Origin of the sequence: Chryseobacterium lathyri (assembly GCF_030812195.1) — a bacterium.
Classification (GTDB): domain Bacteria; phylum Bacteroidota; class Bacteroidia; order Flavobacteriales; family Weeksellaceae; genus Chryseobacterium; species Chryseobacterium lathyri_A.
Genome location: NZ_JAUSSF010000003.1, coordinates 193435 through 211473, shown reverse-complemented (window position 1 = coordinate 211473; position 18039 = coordinate 193435). Strand labels below are relative to the sequence as shown.

The 18039-nt window shown below is 32.8% G+C and carries 13 protein-coding genes; 7 read left to right on the top strand and 6 right to left on the bottom strand.

The features are described from left to right. Window positions 1-12: 12 nt before the first annotated feature. The 3 genes from J2T03_RS16135 to J2T03_RS16125 form a co-directional block, all read right to left on the bottom strand. On the bottom strand, window positions 13-222 hold the full coding sequence (locus J2T03_RS16135) for a hypothetical protein (protein ID WP_307212615.1): 210 nt from the start codon (window positions 220-222) through the stop codon (window positions 13-15). Window positions 223-248: 26 nt separating this feature from the next. After that, window positions 249-449 carry a hypothetical protein gene (locus J2T03_RS16130; RefSeq protein WP_307212612.1) on the bottom strand — a complete coding sequence of 67 codons (201 nt, stop codon included), beginning with the start codon at window positions 447-449 and terminating at the stop codon, window positions 249-251. Window positions 450-705: 256 nt separating this feature from the next. Further along, a complete protein-coding gene (locus J2T03_RS16125) occupies window positions 706-2448 on the bottom strand; it encodes a helix-turn-helix domain-containing protein (protein WP_307212609.1) in 1743 nt (580 codons plus the stop codon). A 208-nt stretch (window positions 2449-2656) separates the two neighbouring features. Between J2T03_RS16125 and J2T03_RS16120 the strand changes: the two genes are divergently transcribed. Genes J2T03_RS16120 through J2T03_RS16105 form a run of 4 tightly spaced genes read left to right on the top strand, consistent with a single transcriptional unit; the run spans window position 2657 to window position 8166 of the window. Beyond that, window positions 2657-2833, top strand: coding sequence for a hypothetical protein (locus J2T03_RS16120; protein ID WP_307212606.1), 177 nt, complete (start codon window positions 2657-2659; stop codon window positions 2831-2833). 11 nt (window positions 2834-2844) lie between these two features. Continuing rightward, entirely contained in the window at window positions 2845-5043 is a 2199-nt protein-coding gene (locus J2T03_RS16115; RefSeq protein ID WP_307212604.1) for a prolyl oligopeptidase family serine peptidase, read from the top strand. Next, the gene (locus J2T03_RS16110; RefSeq protein WP_307212602.1) at window positions 5044-7278 is read left to right on the top strand and encodes a lantibiotic dehydratase family protein; all 2235 of its coding nucleotides are present in this window, start codon (window positions 5044-5046) and stop codon (window positions 7276-7278) included. Window positions 7279-7296: 18 nt separating this feature from the next. Further along, window positions 7297-8166: a thiopeptide-type bacteriocin biosynthesis protein gene (locus J2T03_RS16105; protein WP_307212599.1), complete on the top strand. Its 870-nt coding sequence runs from the start codon at window positions 7297-7299 to the stop codon at window positions 8164-8166. A gap of 185 nt (window positions 8167-8351) precedes the next feature. Here J2T03_RS16105 and J2T03_RS16100 read toward each other — a convergent pair whose 3' ends face one another. Continuing rightward, window positions 8352-8648: a hypothetical protein gene (locus J2T03_RS16100; RefSeq protein WP_307212596.1), complete on the bottom strand. Its 297-nt coding sequence runs from the start codon at window positions 8646-8648 to the stop codon at window positions 8352-8354. A 667-nt stretch (window positions 8649-9315) separates the two neighbouring features. Here J2T03_RS16100 and J2T03_RS16095 point away from each other — a divergent pair. The 3 genes from J2T03_RS16095 (at window position 9316) to J2T03_RS16085 (ending at window position 15505) form a co-directional block, all read left to right on the top strand. Then, the gene (locus tag J2T03_RS16095; protein WP_307212593.1) at window positions 9316-10605 is read left to right on the top strand and encodes a TlpA family protein disulfide reductase; all 1290 of its coding nucleotides are present in this window, start codon (window positions 9316-9318) and stop codon (window positions 10603-10605) included. Window positions 10606-10793: 188 nt separating this feature from the next. Beyond that, window positions 10794-14012 (top strand): SusC/RagA family TonB-linked outer membrane protein, encoded by a 3219-nt coding sequence (locus tag J2T03_RS16090; protein ID WP_307212591.1) that lies wholly within the window; start codon window positions 10794-10796, stop codon window positions 14010-14012. A 110-nt stretch (window positions 14013-14122) separates the two neighbouring features. Then, window positions 14123-15505, top strand: coding sequence for a RagB/SusD family nutrient uptake outer membrane protein (locus J2T03_RS16085; RefSeq protein WP_307212588.1), 1383 nt, complete (start codon window positions 14123-14125; stop codon window positions 15503-15505). Window positions 15506-15646: 141 nt separating this feature from the next. Here J2T03_RS16085 and J2T03_RS16080 read toward each other — a convergent pair whose 3' ends face one another. Next, window positions 15647-15964: a hypothetical protein gene (locus J2T03_RS16080; RefSeq protein ID WP_307212584.1), complete on the bottom strand. Its 318-nt coding sequence runs from the start codon at window positions 15962-15964 to the stop codon at window positions 15647-15649. A gap of 1355 nt (window positions 15965-17319) precedes the next feature. Next, the gene (locus J2T03_RS16075) at window positions 17320-17649 is read right to left on the bottom strand and encodes a hypothetical protein (protein WP_307212583.1); all 330 of its coding nucleotides are present in this window, start codon (window positions 17647-17649) and stop codon (window positions 17320-17322) included. Window positions 17650-18039 lie beyond the last annotated feature (390 nt).

Here is an 18039-nt window from a genome sequence, read left to right as displayed (position 1 = left end):
TTATTTGTTATTTTAATTGCACATTACATGAGCAATCTCATTTGCTCTGGTTTGTGAGCAATCACACGTGAAATATCCTCCAACACTACCATCAGCACATAGTGCCTTCCATGTTTTACTTATTAAAGGTTTAGAATTCTCTTTTTTCACATTTTTTGTAGTGAATGAACTAAGAGCAAGTGCACTTACTGCCACTACTAATAATACGGCTAATTTTTTCATGTTTTTTTGATTTGTTTATTAAAATTTTAATTGCACATTAAATCTGCAATACGTTGTGCTTGAGTTTGAGAACAATCACATATAAAAGAACCTCCATAACTTCCATCAGCACAAGTTACTTTCCATCCTTGCGGTTTAAGAGGTTTTGTTTCTCTATTTACTGTTGTAAATGAGCTAAGAGTAAAAGCGCTTACAGCTACTACTGATAATAAAGCTAATTTTTTCATTTTGTTAATTATTTAAATTTAATGATTTTTATTATACAATCCATGACATGGTAGTAACAAATAACATTTTATATATATTTATACTGCGCACATACAAAAAATATATTGTTGTGTTTTTTGTTGGAACAAAGATGCATAAGAATTTACCATTAGAAAAGTAAATTGTCTATAGATTCAAGAATTTATAGATATAAATTCTTGAATCTATATTTTTTAATCTGTTGTAAAACAATTAATTAAAATGTTTTTATTTTTTTTATTCTTGTGATCTATTAATCTCTTTAATATATATAGTAAGAGGAGTTCTGGTCTTTTTTTTGAAGGCTAAAGCAAATGCTTGTTCATTATTATATCCAAGTTCTTCTGCAATAGCAGATAATTTATAGGAACGGAATTTTTTATCTTCTGCTAATCTTTTGATAGCATAATCGATACGGAGATCATTTAGATAACTTGCAAAATTTTTCCCTTTGTAAGTATTAATAATTTCAGATAAATATTTAGAATTTGTCCTTATTTTTTTCGCAAGACTTCCCAAAGTGATTCCAGTATTTAGAAATTGATATTTAGCTTCAAAAATATCAAGCTCTTTTAGAATCATTTGGGCTATATCTTCGGAAATAGGTTTGTTTGCTTTATCTTCTGCACTCTCCAAGCTCTTTTGCAGGAGGTCATTTCGGAGTATCTCTTCTTTAAGCTCGATTTCTTTTTTTGTTTTATTTTCATTAACGGATTGGATTAAATCTTGAGCAATTTTTCTGTGTTTCTTTTCAGCTTTTTTATATTTAAGATAAATATTTATGAATAACAAAAGAACTATTATTAAAACACCGAGAGAAATGTAAAAAAACATTTTTTTCTTTTTTAATTCATTGGTAATATCTTGTTTTTCTTGCAATAATTTAGGCGTGTCATATCTTCTAGGGAGCTCTCGGGAAATATATCTAAACTGAGAATCTAATGTATTATCGACTTTTAAAAATCTTTCAACATAATATAATTGTTTCTCTTTATCCTTCATTCCTTTATAATAATCAATAAGATATGTGTATACCTCTCTAAGTTCTGGAAAAACATAATTTGTTTTGAGAACCATAGAATCAATTTTAATGAAATTTTCTATTGCTTTATCCTTTTCTTGTAATCCAGCATAGGCCTTTCCTAGATTTAAAAGTGTGTAGTTTTGATTTCTTTTGCTTGGGTCATTTGTTGAAAAAAAATACTTTTTGCAATTCAGCAAATTTTGGACAGATTCCTTATATTTTTTTAATTTTAAATCATAATAGCCCAGTAAACTTAGGTTTTGGTGGTAGACATAAGTATCCTTACTTGTTTTAGAAGATTGTAAACCTTCCTGTATTAGTGTGAATGCAGAATCCATTTTATTAATTTCTATATAAGCATCTGCCAGATTTAATTTAAGATTATTACGCTCATCCTCATTGAGATAATCAACATTATATAAATAATATTTAAGGGTTTTGGCTGTTTCTCCATGTTTCCCAATATAATTATTCAAATAGGCAATACTAATATCAGCAATGGCAATTTGTCTTTTATTTCTTTTCTCTTTTGCATATTTTAAACCTAATACATAATTATTCAATGCTGCTTGAAGATTGTCAGATTTAAAATATAAATTTCCCCTCAATAGATAGGTTCGGGCGGGATAATAATCCTCTTTGGAATTTTTTGTGATAAGCTGTAAGCTATCAAGATACTTTAACGCATTCGGTAAAGTTTCATCAAAATGTAGCATCACATAACCTTCAGCTATTTGAGTATTATTTTTCTCGGATTTAGCTTTTTGCAGATAATGTTTTGCAATATTTCTTTTAAGATTGATATCTCCGTTATTACTGTTATAGAATTCGCTTTCCAATTCTTCATACGTATTTTCTTTTAAAATACTTTTTTTGATATTTTCAGCATTACTTGTTTGTGAGTAAAACAAATTACATACAATAACTAATAATAAAAGCAATTTTATTTTCACCATCTGACCTCATTTTTCTACAAAAATATTGTTTATTTAACAATAAAAATTAAACTTACAGAAAATAAAATATTTTCAATTTAACAGATTTGCAATCAGATAATTAATTATTATTTTCGATTTATAAATTCATGAATTTATGGATGTCTTTTCCTAGGATTGAGAAAATATTGCTTTCTTTGTAAGCAATTGGACTTAAAATTATTTCATAATGAAAAAGAAAAACCAAACTGAAAAAAAGTTATCGTTAAAAAAATTACAAATGGCAAAAATTGATAACCCCAACAAAATATATGGTGGGACCAAGCAATTTATTGATGGTTGTGCAAATGGAGATGATGGGAGCATTGCTTTTGATGATGGTATAAGAAGACCAACCACAAAATAATTTTTAATAGGATGCGAAATAAAATATTTATCATTACTCTTTTTTTTACAATACTCCTAAAAGCGCAATTAAATGACCTGGCTCCATCAATCCCTGTTACAGAGGATTATTTTGGGGTTAAAATTGTTGACGAGTATAGGAATTTAGAAAATCTGCAAGATCCTAAAGTTACAAATTGGATGAAAGCTCAATCAGGCTTCACTACTTCTATTTTGAACTCAATCCCAAATAAAAATTATTATTTAGATAAAAGATTAGAGTTTGATAAGAAGCAGGGATACTCTGTATTTGATTTAAAAATAACCAGTAATGATAAATATTTTTATTTAAAAAGAAATGTAGGAGAAAGGACTGCAAAAGTTTACTATAGAAATGGATTTAACGGAAAAGAAAATTTACTTTATGATCCTACAAACTTTATTTCATCAAAGAAAACAGCAGATGGTTCTAAGAACAATTTTGTTATTAATCTTATAAGTCCTAGCTGGGATGGAAGTAAAATAGCAATTTCTTTAACTCAAGGAGGTAAAGAGTTGTCAGAAGTAATTGTAATGGATGTGGAGACAAAAAATATTTATCCACAAGCTATTATTAATACAAACCCCTCCAATATTGGCGGAATTAAGTGGTTAGGAGATAACAGTGGATTTTTCTATATTTATTATCCAATCGTTGATTTACAATCAAAGGATTTCAGAAAAAACACTCAGTCTATACTTTATAGAATTGGAAAAGATCCTAAAGAGCTAAATGATGTTTTTTCGAGCACCAATAATGCTGATTTGAAAATTAGCAAAACAGAATATCCTGCTATATTGACGTTCAATCCGGAAGACCAGTATTATATAGGAATACTGGTAGATGCAGAAAATTATAGAAAAGCATTTTTTATTGATAAAAAAGATTTATTGCAAGGAGGTAAAGACTGGAAATTATTGTATGATAAAGACAGTAAAGCATTTTCAATAAGATTATCAGAAAATGATATCTATTTTTTGTCAGGATATAATTCGCCAAATTATAAATTGTGCAAAACTAATATTACGACTAAAAACTTTAAAGAACCAGAAGTATTGGTTCCTGAAAAAAAAGATGAGGTAATTAAGCAGTATGCCCTTACAAAAGATGGTATTTACTATGTAACTGCCAAAAATGGCGTAGAGGCTAAATTGTACTTATATCAAAATGGAAAAGATATTTCCATCAAGTTGCCATATGTTTCAGGTAGTATAGATTTACAATCAAAAGGAAAAACTTTTTCTGATATATGGATCAATTGTTCTGGATGGGCCAATGATGAACAACGTTTTAAGTATGATTTATCGACTAATACATTTAAGCAAGAAAACCTTGCTCCTATTATTGAGTATCCTGAGTTTAAAGACATTGTAGTAGAAGAGCTTTCCGTAAAATCTTATGATGGGATAGAAGTGCCATTGTCTTTAATTTATAATAAAAGCATTAAGAGAAATGGAAAGAATCCGGTACTTCTGGACTGTTATGGAGCCTTTGGCGAGTCTGCAACACCATTCTTTGCCAAGAGTTATTTATTATGGGTAAATCAAGGTGGTATAGTTGCTATTCCTCACGTAAGAGGAGGTGGAGAAAAAGGTGCTCAATGGCATATTGATGGACAAAAAAATAAAAAGCCTAATACTTGGAAAGATTTAATAGCCAGTGCTGAATATTTAATTGATAAAAAGTTTACCTCACCTGAAAAAATTGCTATTTGGGGAGCGAGTGCTGGTGGTATTGCTATAGGAAGAGCAATGACAGAAAAACCAGAATTATTTAAAGTAGCAATAGTGGAATCTGGTGTACTGAATACTACAAGATTTGATAATAATGGTATTCAGGAAACAAGCATGAAAGAATATGGAAATCCGAATGATTCAATAGAGTTTAAAGGACTATTGGAAATGGATTCTTATCAGCATATCAAAAAAGGAAAAAAATATCCTGCTACTCTAATTTGTGCCGGAATTAATGATCCCAGAATTGCACCGTGGCAATCTACTAAGTTTGTGGCTAAATTATTGACTAATAGTACTTCAAAAAATCCTATTCTTTTAAATATCGATTATGAAGGCGGACACGGCGGAGACATTCCTGTTGCTCAAAGATATTCTAACTTATCTAATATCTTCGCATTTGCATTCTGGCAACTAGGACATCCTGATTATCAGCCTAAAAAAGATCATAAAAAATAGATGTCACATTTTCCTTATCAGTTTTTCGATGAGTACGTTTTTCGTACTCCATTATTCTCATGTAAAAAATTTCAGGAAATAGCAAGCAAAGACCAGATCTCAGCTACAGAACTAAAAGTAATGTATTCTGATCCTGTTTTTCAGGAGGCGATTTACCTTGCTTCGCCTTATCTGTATGGAAAGCTTAATGAATGGCTTAGCTCAGAAAAGGATTTGCTATCAAACAAGGATCAAAAACTTAAAAACAGTTTACTAAAATATTATAGCAGGATGAGCACCCGCTCAATCCCTTTTGGATTATTTACTGAAGTTGGATTAGGAAAGTTTAGCCAAACTTCATACATATTTAATCATAAATACAAATCTACAAATGATAATATTTTTAGAGATACTAAATTGGATATGCACTTCTTGGTTGTTTTATCACATCATTTAGTGAAAGATCCAGAGATAAGAAATCAAATTTTATTTTATCCCAATAACAGTATTTATAAAGTGAGAAATAGGATTCGTTATGTAGAGTACGAATATACTAATGGAAAAAGAGACTATATTATTTCATCAGCTCAACTTTCTAATGAATTACAGAACATATTAGATTTCTCAAAACAAGGCAAAACAATACAGCAGATTTCAGATATTCTGATTAATGATGAAATTACAAAAGAAGAAGCCAAAGAGTTTATAGATGAGCTCATAGACAATCAGGTTCTAATGAGTGAGCTGGAGCCTAATGTATCTGGAAAGGATTTTTTAGATGTTATAATTGATGTTTTAAGCAGAATAGGATCAAAAAACGAAGCTGAAACTCTAATTTCCATAAAAATCAAACTAAATGAAGTTGACAAAAAAATTGGAAATCCAGTTTCTTTATATTCTGAAATCGAGAGCTTAATTAAACTGTTTAATACAGAATATGATCAAAAATATCTATTCCAAACCGATCTATATTCCAGAGAACAATTAATTTTATCACCTCATTGGAAAAAAGAATTAAAAAAAGCAATTAGTTTTTTAAATAAAATCACAATATCTCAAAAAGATACTCATTTAAAGAGGTTTAAAAAAGCTTTTTATGAAAGGTTTGAAACTAAAGAAATGCCTTTAGCCTTTGTGTTGGATACAGAAATTGGTATTGGCTATAGACAAGATATTGCTACAAAAAATTTATATCCTTATATTGATAATTTGGAGTTTTCTATATCTCAGGATCAAACAAATTTAAAAATTGAACTTGATTCTTTTCAACAAACTTTAAATGAAAAAATCCAAGAATCTTTATTAAATAATCAATATAAAATAGAATTATTGGATGAAGACTTCGAGGATTTTAAAGAAAATTGGAGTGATCTGCCAGATACTATTTCCGTTATAGCAGAAATAGTATCTGAAAACAATCAAGAAAAACTCTTTATAAATGGTGGAGGTGGAAGCAGTGCGGCTAATCTTCTAGCAAGGTTTTGTTCAGAGAAATCAGAAGTACACAACTTAACAAAAATAATCACAAAAAGAGAAGAACAATTAAATACTGACTGTATTTTAGCTGAAATTATTCACTTACCCGAAGCCCGAATTGGAAATGTAATTAGAAGACCTACATTGAGGAAATATGAAATGCCTTTTCTTGCGCAATCGGTTTTATTAGAAGAAAATCAAATACCAGTAAATGACCTGTATATCTCTTTGAAAAATGATAAAATTGTTTTACGTTCTAAAAAGCTAAACAAAGAAGTCAAACCTTATTTAACGAATTCGCATAATTATTCGGCTAATCCTTTGCCTATTTATCACTTCTTATGTGACCTACATGGTCAAAACACACGGTCAGGGCTTTATTTTAATTGGGGAGATTTAAGAAATATTTATCAGTTCTTGCCAAGAGTTGAATACAAGAGTATTATTCTATCAAAAGCTTCATGGAAAATTACAGAAAAGGAGCTTGCCCGGTTTTCAATACTCACAAATTATGACACTGAGAATAAAGAACAATTATTGTCGGAAATCAGAATTTGGAGATACAAAAGACAGATTCCACAGTGGATACAATGGGTACAGTCTGATAATAAACTTACCATTAATCTTGAAAATTATGATCTGGTAAAAATTTTTATTGATACCATAATAAAACTGAAATTAATCATTATTGAAGAGTTTTTGTATAACGAGAACGACAATTTTAAACGTGAGTTTGTTTTTCCTATGTACAAAGAGAACAGGCACGGAATCAAGAGTTAATATTAAAGAAGAATATAAATGACGATGGAAAAAAGAAAATTTATTCCCGGAAGTAAATGGCTGTATCTTAAAATCTATACAGGAGTAAAAACTGCTGATATTATTTTGGAAGAAGCTTTACAACCTTTAGTTGAAAATTTTCAAGAAGAAGATTATGTTTCAAAATGGTTTTTTATCCACTATAATGATCCGAAACCACATTTGAGGGTGAGGTTTATGTTAAATAATATTGATGATTACAGCAAAATCCTTGACAAAATTAATAAGGCTCTGCATGAATATATTGAAAGTGGAGAAATTTCAAATATTGTAATTGATACTTACAACAGGGAAATCGAACGTTACGGGGAAAACACCATTGTAGAAGCTGAAACTCTATTTTACAAAAACAGTGAATTTACCCTGCAATGCCTGTCTTACAATGATGAAGAGAAAATCATAATTTCTCTTTTCTATATTGATGAGATTTTGAACAAACTCAATTTTACAATTCAGGAAAAGCTGGGTTGGATCAAAGATTTTAACATTGCTTTTAAACAGGAATTTAATGCAGATAAAAAGCTTAATTCTCAACTCGATAAAAAATATCGAGAGTTTAAACCAAAATATTTAAACTTTCTTCAATCAGACGAGTTTTTGGAAGAGAGAAAATCTGTTATTTCCAATATTGAAGAAAGTAATTTAGCATTGCAGAATATTATTAATCACTATGAAAATCAATCTTTAGAAATATCTTTACAAAGTTTTTTTCAAAGCATATTTCATATGAATATCAACAGGGTTTTTGTTTCTAATCAAAGATTATTTGAGATGTTGATTTATGATTATCAGTTTAGGTATTATAAAAATGTGTGTTATCATTATCTAGATAACCACACCAATGAGTGAATCATCATCAATATCATATGTGAACAGTAGATAATTCGTTAAGTAAATTATTGTAGGCATAACTATTTTTTTTACTTTCCTTAAAAATATGGAGAAATTATTTTTTGATTATCACAACAGTTGCTTAACCTAAAATTGGCCATAACAAATTGACAAATAAAAAAAATCCAATTAATATAAGGACTTTAATCTGGTATATTTATACCTTTTGTATTTTCAAACTCTTTAAAGAACTTTTCTAAAGAATAACATTCATGTCTAAGGATATTATAAATTGTTGACATTGGAACGTCATAACCTTCAGGTAGTTTCAACTTTGAAATTGTAGAAGAAGTTATACCACAAAGTTTGGCATATTTATTTTGAGAAATGATATTACCTTCTTGGTCATGATATTCACGTAGAAATTTACTTTCAATGAAATTACACAAATGCTTATTAACAAGTACATTTTTTCTATTTAAAACTTCTTTATTTTGCATATTCACAGTATTCATTTATCAAATGAATAGATTAAATTGAAATTTATCGTTCGCTTTAGCGAACGATTTAATTATTTTTCATATCTTTGTAAAATAAGTTACAATAACAGTAACTTTGCGATACTTCAACGAAAAATAGAAGCTATTGCTTAGAATCTCAATTCGAAAACTGGTAATTTTTACATGCGAGAGGATAAGTAAGTAAGCTCACGACCTAGGCGTGGGTTTCTTCCTCTTATCTGCATGTAGGTATACCAGTACCCCGAATTAGATAATGTAGAATACCCATGCCGTTTTTATTTCCATGTTGCTAGTACACATTCTACATTTCTCTAAGCCATTTTCGATTAATCCCATGTATCGCATTGTATGACAGTTACAATGGGTGTACAACCATTGCGGGAGCAATCCTTATTTATGAAATTTTTCTCATCCTTATCAACCAAATTTTTTGCATGTAGCAAAGGGTAAATATAGTTATGAGATATATTTTCCCTAGCTATAGCAAAAGTCAGAGCACTGTACATAGGATCTGAAAATTCTTAGCTAATCATTTCTATCAATACGATTCATGTATTAAGAGAAAAGCCCTTCCGACACTTAGTATGCTCGAATTTACACAGTGAGGGGGAAGGACTATTATAAAATATAATATTCAAGTAAAAATATGAAAAATATCTTTTACAGGGGGCTTCTGTCCCTTGTTTTTACCCTTATGCTCTCTCTTCCGGCTTTCAGCCAGCAAAAGAAACTTAAGCCTGGTGATGCTGTTCCTTCATCAGTATGGACAATACCGCTGGAAGTAGTGAATCACCCTGAGAAGACCTTAAACCTGTCCACAGATAAAAACAAGCTCATCCTTCTGGATTTCTGGAATACGTGGTGTAGTGCCTGTCTTAAAGGGTTCCCAAAAATGGAAGAACTACAGAAGAAGTTTGGAGATAAAATCAAAATATTAGCAGTCAGCAACCAAGACCGTACTACCCTTGAAAAATTCTTTGCCACTAAAAACGGACAACGCTTTAAAGGAATGATATCGGTAACAGGAGATAAACTATTTCATGAACTCTTTCCTCATAAAGGAGTTCCATATATCGTATGGATCAAAGACGGGAAGCTGCTCAATACCACCGATGGTGCTCAGGTCAGTGAAAAGACTATCAATGAAATCTTAGGTGGAGAAGGTTCCTCCCTTCAAACCGTCGTACAAATAGGAAGAGAAAGACCGCTCATGCTCTCGGAAGACTTTGACCGAGAAAAAAGTCTTAGCATGGTTAATTACTCAGTATTTGCTAAAGGACGAATAAGAGGAATGGGCTTTGGCTCAGGCTTTCACAGAGAAGGAAAAGTTATATATGGAAGACAATTTACCAATCTTTCCCTTTTAGAGATTTTTTCCACTATAGCCGATGAGATTTTCCAAAAACAGAAAGAATCCTTTAGTGAGAAACGAAGAATTATAGAAGTTAAAAATCCTGTACCCCTAGATTATATCAAAAATGCGGAGGGAGGAGTGGAAGACCACAACCTTTACAGCTACGAGTATATTGTCCCTTTGGCTAAGGCTGATTCCCTTTATCCTTTAATGCTTAAGAACTTAAGCGAGTTCGCTAACTATAGCACTAAAATAGAGAAAAGAAGGGTAAAGTGTCTGGTTTTAAAAAGAACATCAGCCGTAGATAAGCTAAAAACCAAAGGCTCTGAAATGAGTTTTTTATTTTCATTACCTAAAACAGATGTTCAGAATACCTCTGTGTATGCACTGGTCAACAGCTTAAATGCAATTCCTTCAGTACCACTCCCCATAATCGACGAAACCGGATATACAGGAAATATTGATTTAAAAATGGGAGTAATTTCAGATATAGCTTCCATAAGAAAAGAACTTTCAAAATATGACCTTAACCTTGTGGAAGCAGAGCGGGAACTTAACATGTTTGTTATTAAGGATAAGTAATGGTAAAGTGTTTATGAGGAGTCCAGTGTTTATATACTTACATACTTATATCAATATATAAGAATAAAACCTTTGCCGATGGACGTGCAGATTAAATCTATGGATTCAATGATTTACTTACTTGTTACTGCTTAAAATTTCCATTCCTAAAGTTTAAAATTCAAAATTCAGATTTTAATTTATTTGCTATGAAAAAACTCCTATTACCCGTACTCTTGTGCTGTTCTGTGCCCATATTGGCACAGCATAGCCTTTCGGGTTATGTTACCACTGAAGAAAACGCTTTATCCTTAAAGGGTGCAAGTGTTGCGGTACAAAATAAAAAAACAAAATCCGTTATCATCACCGATCAGAAGGGCTTTTTTGAGTTAAAGACCAAAGAAGAGAAGCTTACGCTTAGTGTTTCCCATGCAGGTTATACTACCAAAACTATTGAAGTAACCTTGCCACTTCATGAACCTTTAAAAATTGTATTATCTCATAAGGTAACCAATATAGAGGGTGTTAACATTTCTACAGGATACCAGAAAATCCCTAAAGAAAGAGCGACAGGATCATTTACCTTTACGGGTAATAAATTATTGAACCAGCAAGTTAGCACCAATATTCTGGACAGGCTGGCAAACGTTGCCGGAGGGGTTATCCTTGAAAGAGGAATCTCAGGAGAACCTAAGCTTATGATACGGGGTATCAGTACCATTAACGGACCCAAAGCACCTTTGATTGTTGTCGATAACTTTCCCTATGAAGGGGACATCAGCAATATCAACCCTAATCTAGTGGAAAGCATTACCGTTCTTAAAGATGCTTCAGCAGCCAGTATCTGGGGAGCCAGAGCTGCGAATGGGGTAATTGTCATTACCACCAAAACGGGAAGGTTCAATCAGCCGTTAAGTGTAGAATTTACATGGAACACCAGCTTAAGCCCTAAGCCTGATTTCAGCTATCTTAAAACCATTTCATCCTCAGATTTCATTGATGTTGAAAAAGAACTTTTTAAGAAGGGTTTCTATGACAGTGATATCAGTTCTCCCTCACATCCTGTTTTGTCTCTTGTGGTGGATTTGCTCAATAAAGAAAAAAACGGACTGATCACCTCAGATGAAGCGAACCAGAAGATTAATCTCCTGAGAAATATCGATACTAAAGAAGAGTTCCGTCGTTATATGTACCAGCCTTCAGAAAAAAGACAGTATTTCCTTAACCTTTCGGGTGGAGCCTCTGATCTTTCATGGAGCTCATCACTGGGCTATGATGATAATACCGGAAATTTGGGTGAGAAATATGCCCGAATGAACCTTCGCTTCCAGAATGTTTGGAAGCCTTTGAAACAGCTTTCCCTCTCCACAGGAATCTACTATACAGAAAGTAAAACCCAAAGCGTGCGCACAGGCTATGGCGGAATCATCATGGGAAGAAATTCCTTTGTCCCTTATATGCAGCTGGCAGATGATAACGGTAATCCATTAGCCGTATTTAAAAGTTATGACCAAAACTATAAAGACAGCTTTGAACAGGGAAAACTTCTGGACTGGAATTATTATCCCTTAACAGACTGGAAGCATGACCAGGTAAAAACGAAAGGCACAGAAGTAATGATTAATGTGGGGATCAACTATAAAATTGTCAAAGGTCTTGATGCAGATATTAAATACCAGTACCAACGCCAGCATGACACCTCAGACCATCTTCATGGAGCACAAAGCTACTTTGCCCGAAATTATGTCAATATTTTTGCACAGGAAAATAGTAATGGTGGTAATGGAAATGAAAACTACACTTTTATTGTTCCCAAAGGAGGTATTCTGGATAAATCCGGAGCCTTAACCGTGATTAACAATATCAGGGGACAGCTCAGTTATTCCGGTAAATGGAATAGGCATAGTTTGTCAGTATTAGCAGGAGGTGAAAGTCGTGATGCGGTCAGGACTTATGATTCCAACCGTTATTATGGATTTAATGAAGACCGCATGTCTTCCGGCAGTGTAGATTACACCCACCAATATCCTTTACTTCCCACCGGAAGTATGGAATTTATACAAAGAATAGAATCTTTGGGAAAACGTACCACCCGCTTTGTGTCCCTCTTTGCCAATGCTGCCTATACCTATGATAATAAATATACTTTGTCTGGAAGCTTCAGAAGAGATGCCAGTAATCTCTTTGGATTGACTACTAATGATCAGTGGAATCCCTTTTGGTCTGTGGGGGCTTTATGGGAAATTTCCAAAGAAAATTTTTATAAAGTAGGCTGGCTTCCTTATCTAAAGCTAAGGGGTTCTTATGGTTTTAACGGGAATATAGACCCTTCAATGGTAGCGGTAAGCACCATTGCTTATGATATAGACCCTTCCCGTTATACCGGAACTTCTATGGCTAGGTTTGATAATTATTACAATCCCAAGCTTCGCTGGGAAACCTCACGGATGATTAATGTGGCACTGGATTTTGCTTCCCGTAATAACCGGATCAGTGGCTCGGTGGAGTATTTTACCAAAAAAGGAACCAATCTCTTTGGTCCTGCTCAGATGGATTATACCACAGGGATCGATTATATGCTGTCCAATGTGGCAGAGATAAAAGGACATGGCATTGATGTGGAACTCAAAACCCTCAACATTGATAAAACTTTTAAATGGAATACGATTTTTAACTTCAGTACCTATCGTGATCAGGTTACCCAATATTACCTGTCAGATCCCTTAGCCAGACAGTTTATCGGGAATGGCTCTTCCGTACCCATTTCAGGAATCGAAGGAAAGCCAGTGTATTCCATCTTTGCGTACAGGTGGGCGGGATTAGACCCCAAGACGGGAGACCCGATGGGCTATCTTAACGGGCAGGTCAGTAAGGATTATTCTGCTCTTACCGGAGTAGGAACCTCAGTAGGAGACTTAGAATTCTTTGGTTCGGCAATACCTACGGTTTACGGTTCTTTCATTAATTCTTTTAGCTACAAAAACATCAGTATGGATATTGGGATTACCTATAAACTGGGGTATTACTTTAGGAGAAGCTCTATCAACTATACGAGTTTATTTAACAGCTGGACAGGACACAGTGATTATGGCAACAGGTGGCAGAAACCGGGGGATGAAGCTTTTACCAATGTTCCTTCCAATACTTTTCAGAGTGATGCCAATAGGGATGCTTTTTATAATGGTTCCAGTGTGCTGGTCGAGAAAGGAGATCATATCCGTTTGCAGTATATTAACCTTACTTATCAATTTGATAAAAGCCTTTTTAAATCCAACGTTTTTGAAAACCTCAGTGTATTTGTGAACTTAAGCAATCTTGGTTTATTATGGAAGGCTAATAAAAGCGAAATAGACCCTGATTTTAATCTGGGAGGAAACGGATTAAAACCTCCATCGGTGTATACCATCGGACTTAGAGCGAAATTTTAAGCTTATAGAGCTATTCTGTTTTGCAGAATTTTCACAGGTAATATTATTAAGTGAATAGCCTTAGCAGGATATTGCAAAATTGATATTGAAAAAAAGAAATGAATATAAAAATGAATACAACACTAAATAAATCAAGAATTAAAGGCTATTCTGCCGTATTCGTGGTATTAGTCATACTATCTACAATCTTAAGTGGCTGTAGCCGATTTTTGGATGAAAAGTCAGATTCTAATCTTGCTACCCCTACAACTCTTGAAGACAATCAGGCGTTATTAGACCGACTCTCTGACGTACTGGGCAATTTTGCTTCCAGCGGAATGGCTTCGTCGGATGAATTTTATTTGTCGGATGCCGATTTTGATGCGCTGGAATATCAGGAAGATAAGAGGCTGTATACCTGGCAAAAAGATTATGTTTCCACCAATCAGGGTGTGGGAAATGACTGGTTTTATTGTTACAAAGCCATTTATATTTCTAATGCCGTACTTCATAATCTGGATACTTATGCTATTTCGGGGGCAGAAAATGTAAGAGGACAGGCACTGGCTTTAAGAGCGATCCGTTATCTGGATGCAGCACAGATCTGGTGTTTGGCTTATAACAGTGCTACAGCACAAGGGGATTTAGGTTTACCCCTTCGTTTAGATCCTGATATGAATATTCCTTCCGTAAGATCTTCTGTTAAACAGACCTATGACCAGATTTTAAAAGATTTACATGAAGCAGTAAACTTACTTCCCGTAAAACAGATCGCTGCTACAAGACCTTCAAAGGTGACGGCACTAGGGTATCTCGCAAGGACTTATCTCCTTATGGGAGATTATGAGAAAGCTTTAACCTACTCTTTACAGGCACTAAGCCTTCAAAATACCCTGATGGATTTTAATACGCTAAATCCGGCAGATTCTTATCCTATAAAAGATATGAATGCGGAAGTTCTGTTAAGGGCTACGATGCGTATTTCGGGACCTGTTCGTTTTGCGGTAGCAAAAATACCTTTGAACCTGTATCAGTCTTATAGTGATAATGACCTTAGAAAAACAGTTTATTTTAGGGTAAACCCTAATGGAGAGGTACTATTCAAAGGAAACTACACCGGAGGTTCCACAGCAAAAATGACAGGAGTTACCGTTGATGAATTATACTTAATCGCAGCAGAATCTTATGCTCACGTTGGTGACATTACCAATGCTATGAAAATGCTTAATGATTTGCTGATCACAAGATGGAAAACCGGAACTTTTATGGCTTTTACTGCCAGTTCCAAAGAAGAAGCTTTGCAGATTATTAAAAAAGAAAGACAAAAGGAACTTTTATTTCGGGGGCTTCGCTGGGCGGATATAAAACGTTATAACCGTGACGGAGCAGGAATAACCCTTACCAGAACTGTTAAAGGACAAACTTACTTGCTTCCTCCTAATGATCTTAGATATGCTATTGCTATTCCTGAAGATATTATTAAGCTCACAGGGATGCCACAGAATCCAAGATAAGAAAGTAGTTTAAGAATATAAAAAAACTACTTTTGAGATAATCATCATAAAAAAAGAAGATAGAAAACATAAGTATGAAGAAAAGGCTGGTCAATGACCAGCCTTCCTATTAACTAATTTTCCTTCTAATCAATAAACGCGTTATGGCTTACGGCTAGGGCTCATAGAAAGTACCTGAGCATTTGTTTTTCCTGCCAATACACTTCCCAGTGTCTGTCCGTCAGGAACCACAATACTACAAGGTCTTTCCCCGTCTGTCTCACAATCCGAGGCGTTGGTCGTGTTCCAATGGCTGGGATTGGCAAAAGCTCCCGCTGAAATATCAGCGCTGTTATAGAAATAGGTCGTCGCCAGAACAGGTTTCTTTTCCATTAATGTAAACGACATAATACTGCCTGTAAATAATAATAGCGCAGCGATGGCTAATACATTGATTTTTAAAAATTGCTTAATTTTCATTTTGCTGGTCTTTTTTCTGATCAAAAAAGATTACCTTAAAAACTTTAATCATCCGGCAGCTTAGCATGTACCCAAAGAAGCCTTTGTTTAATAATATGTATGTAAAGAATCCGAAATTCTTAGCTATACCTGAATTGATTACTTCTTTTTTCTAAAGCACTTGCCAGACTTAGAATATAAAAATATTCCTGCCGGATTTTGGTTAAAAAATACATTTGATAAAACTCTTTAAAGAGGTTTCTGATAGATAGTTTATCTCTGATCCTCTTTATATTTAAGGACTCAGATGCTTTCGACAATCTGATGTTAAAGGTTAAACAATGAATCATTAAGGCAAATTCTCTTCTTCCGTAGCCTATGATCATGTAAGCTATGGTACTGTTTCTAAGTGTACACTCCTTCTATATATTGATATATGAAAAAATTTCCGAATGGATTGGTTGTAGTTACTTGTTCTTCACTACAGTTGTATTACTGATCTTTTTGATACTGAATTGAGTTCTTCATGTTATTAGTATTTTGGGTTTGGTTATGTAAAGTTCTGTAAAATATATAATTATACTATTATATATTTTGTCCAAAACATAGTAAAAAGTGACAAAAACATTGCAAAAAATGACGCTTGTTTGAATTTTAATTTTTATGTGTATATTATGATTATTTAAAAACTCTGATCCTTTTCAAAAGTAAAAAAAGGATAAATGCATAAAAAAATATAATTTGGTGTGATTTAAAAATTTTGACGTCAAATTTTTTAAATCATGACAACAAAAAAACTTTTATAAAATGCATGTCAATAGCTGTTTACCGGAATTTGATTTCTTTTTAAGTAAGTTTTTTTTAATTCTTGATTCCTGTTTCAAAATTATACGGAATACCTGCATAAAAAAAATACTTGTTGATACGATTTATAAATTTTTAGGAGCAGATTTATAAATCGTATCAACTAAAAAACAACTCCCAAGTAAGTGTTAATAGTCGTTTACAGAAATTTAGATTTTTTACAAGACTTCATTTTCTTTTTTTAATTTTCACCCTTTAAAGTTTTATAAATTATATAATCATACTGTTACATATTTTGTCCAAAACATCATGAAAAATGAGAAAAATTAACATTTATTTTAAAATTGTCTTTTTACATGATGTATAATTTTTTTTAATTTCTTGATTTCTATTTCAAAACTATAAGGAATAAATGTTTAAAAAAAATACTTGTGGATCCGATTTATAAATTTTTAGGAGCCGATTTATAAATCGGCTCCACTAAAAAATCTCTTTTAAGTGAGTGTTAATAGTCGTTTACAGAAATTTATATTTATTTACAAGACTCATTATCTTTTTTTAATTTTCATCCCTTATCTGAGCCTTCTTTTTCTGCTTTTTTGTTGATTTTCTTCTTGTGAAATGTCATTATTTGTTTCCTGAGATCCTCCTTTTAACAAAAACAATAAAGATTTTACAATTCCCGAATCCTTAAAAATCTCATCCAAAGCAGAAAAAGGAATATTATTTTCCTTCGCCGTTTTTTCACAGATATTACTCATTTCCTGAATAAGATTTTGGGAATCAGATCGGTCTTTATTCGGATTTCTAAACCTTTCATACCTTATCGATTTTTCAAGGGTACTTAAAACAGAATCCAGATATTTTTTTCTTTCACCAGCAAAAATATTTGGATTGGACACCAGAAGAGAATTCTTGTTATTAGATGTACTATTATTCCTGTTTTGTAGTTCTTCTGTAATCTACTTTGCTTGTAGTTTTATTTTTTAGAAGTCTGTATTGTGATTTGCCTTGAATGGTAAGTAAAACTATTTGATTTTTTCTATCTGTTGTTACTTTTTACTCTTGCAAACTTAGGACAGCATCATTCACATAAAAAAATCTTTTTGGGTATCTCAAAAAATTCTTTCCACTGGAGTCCAATAATTTTTTCAGAAACTCCTGAATCCTGCGTACAAAAAGATTTCGGGGCCTCCATTTCAATGCTTTCCATTCCGGTTTATGTGCCTGTTCCTGTACTATGGTCATTGTCAAAGAAAAAGTCGGAACCTCAGTCATACGAATCAATTCAA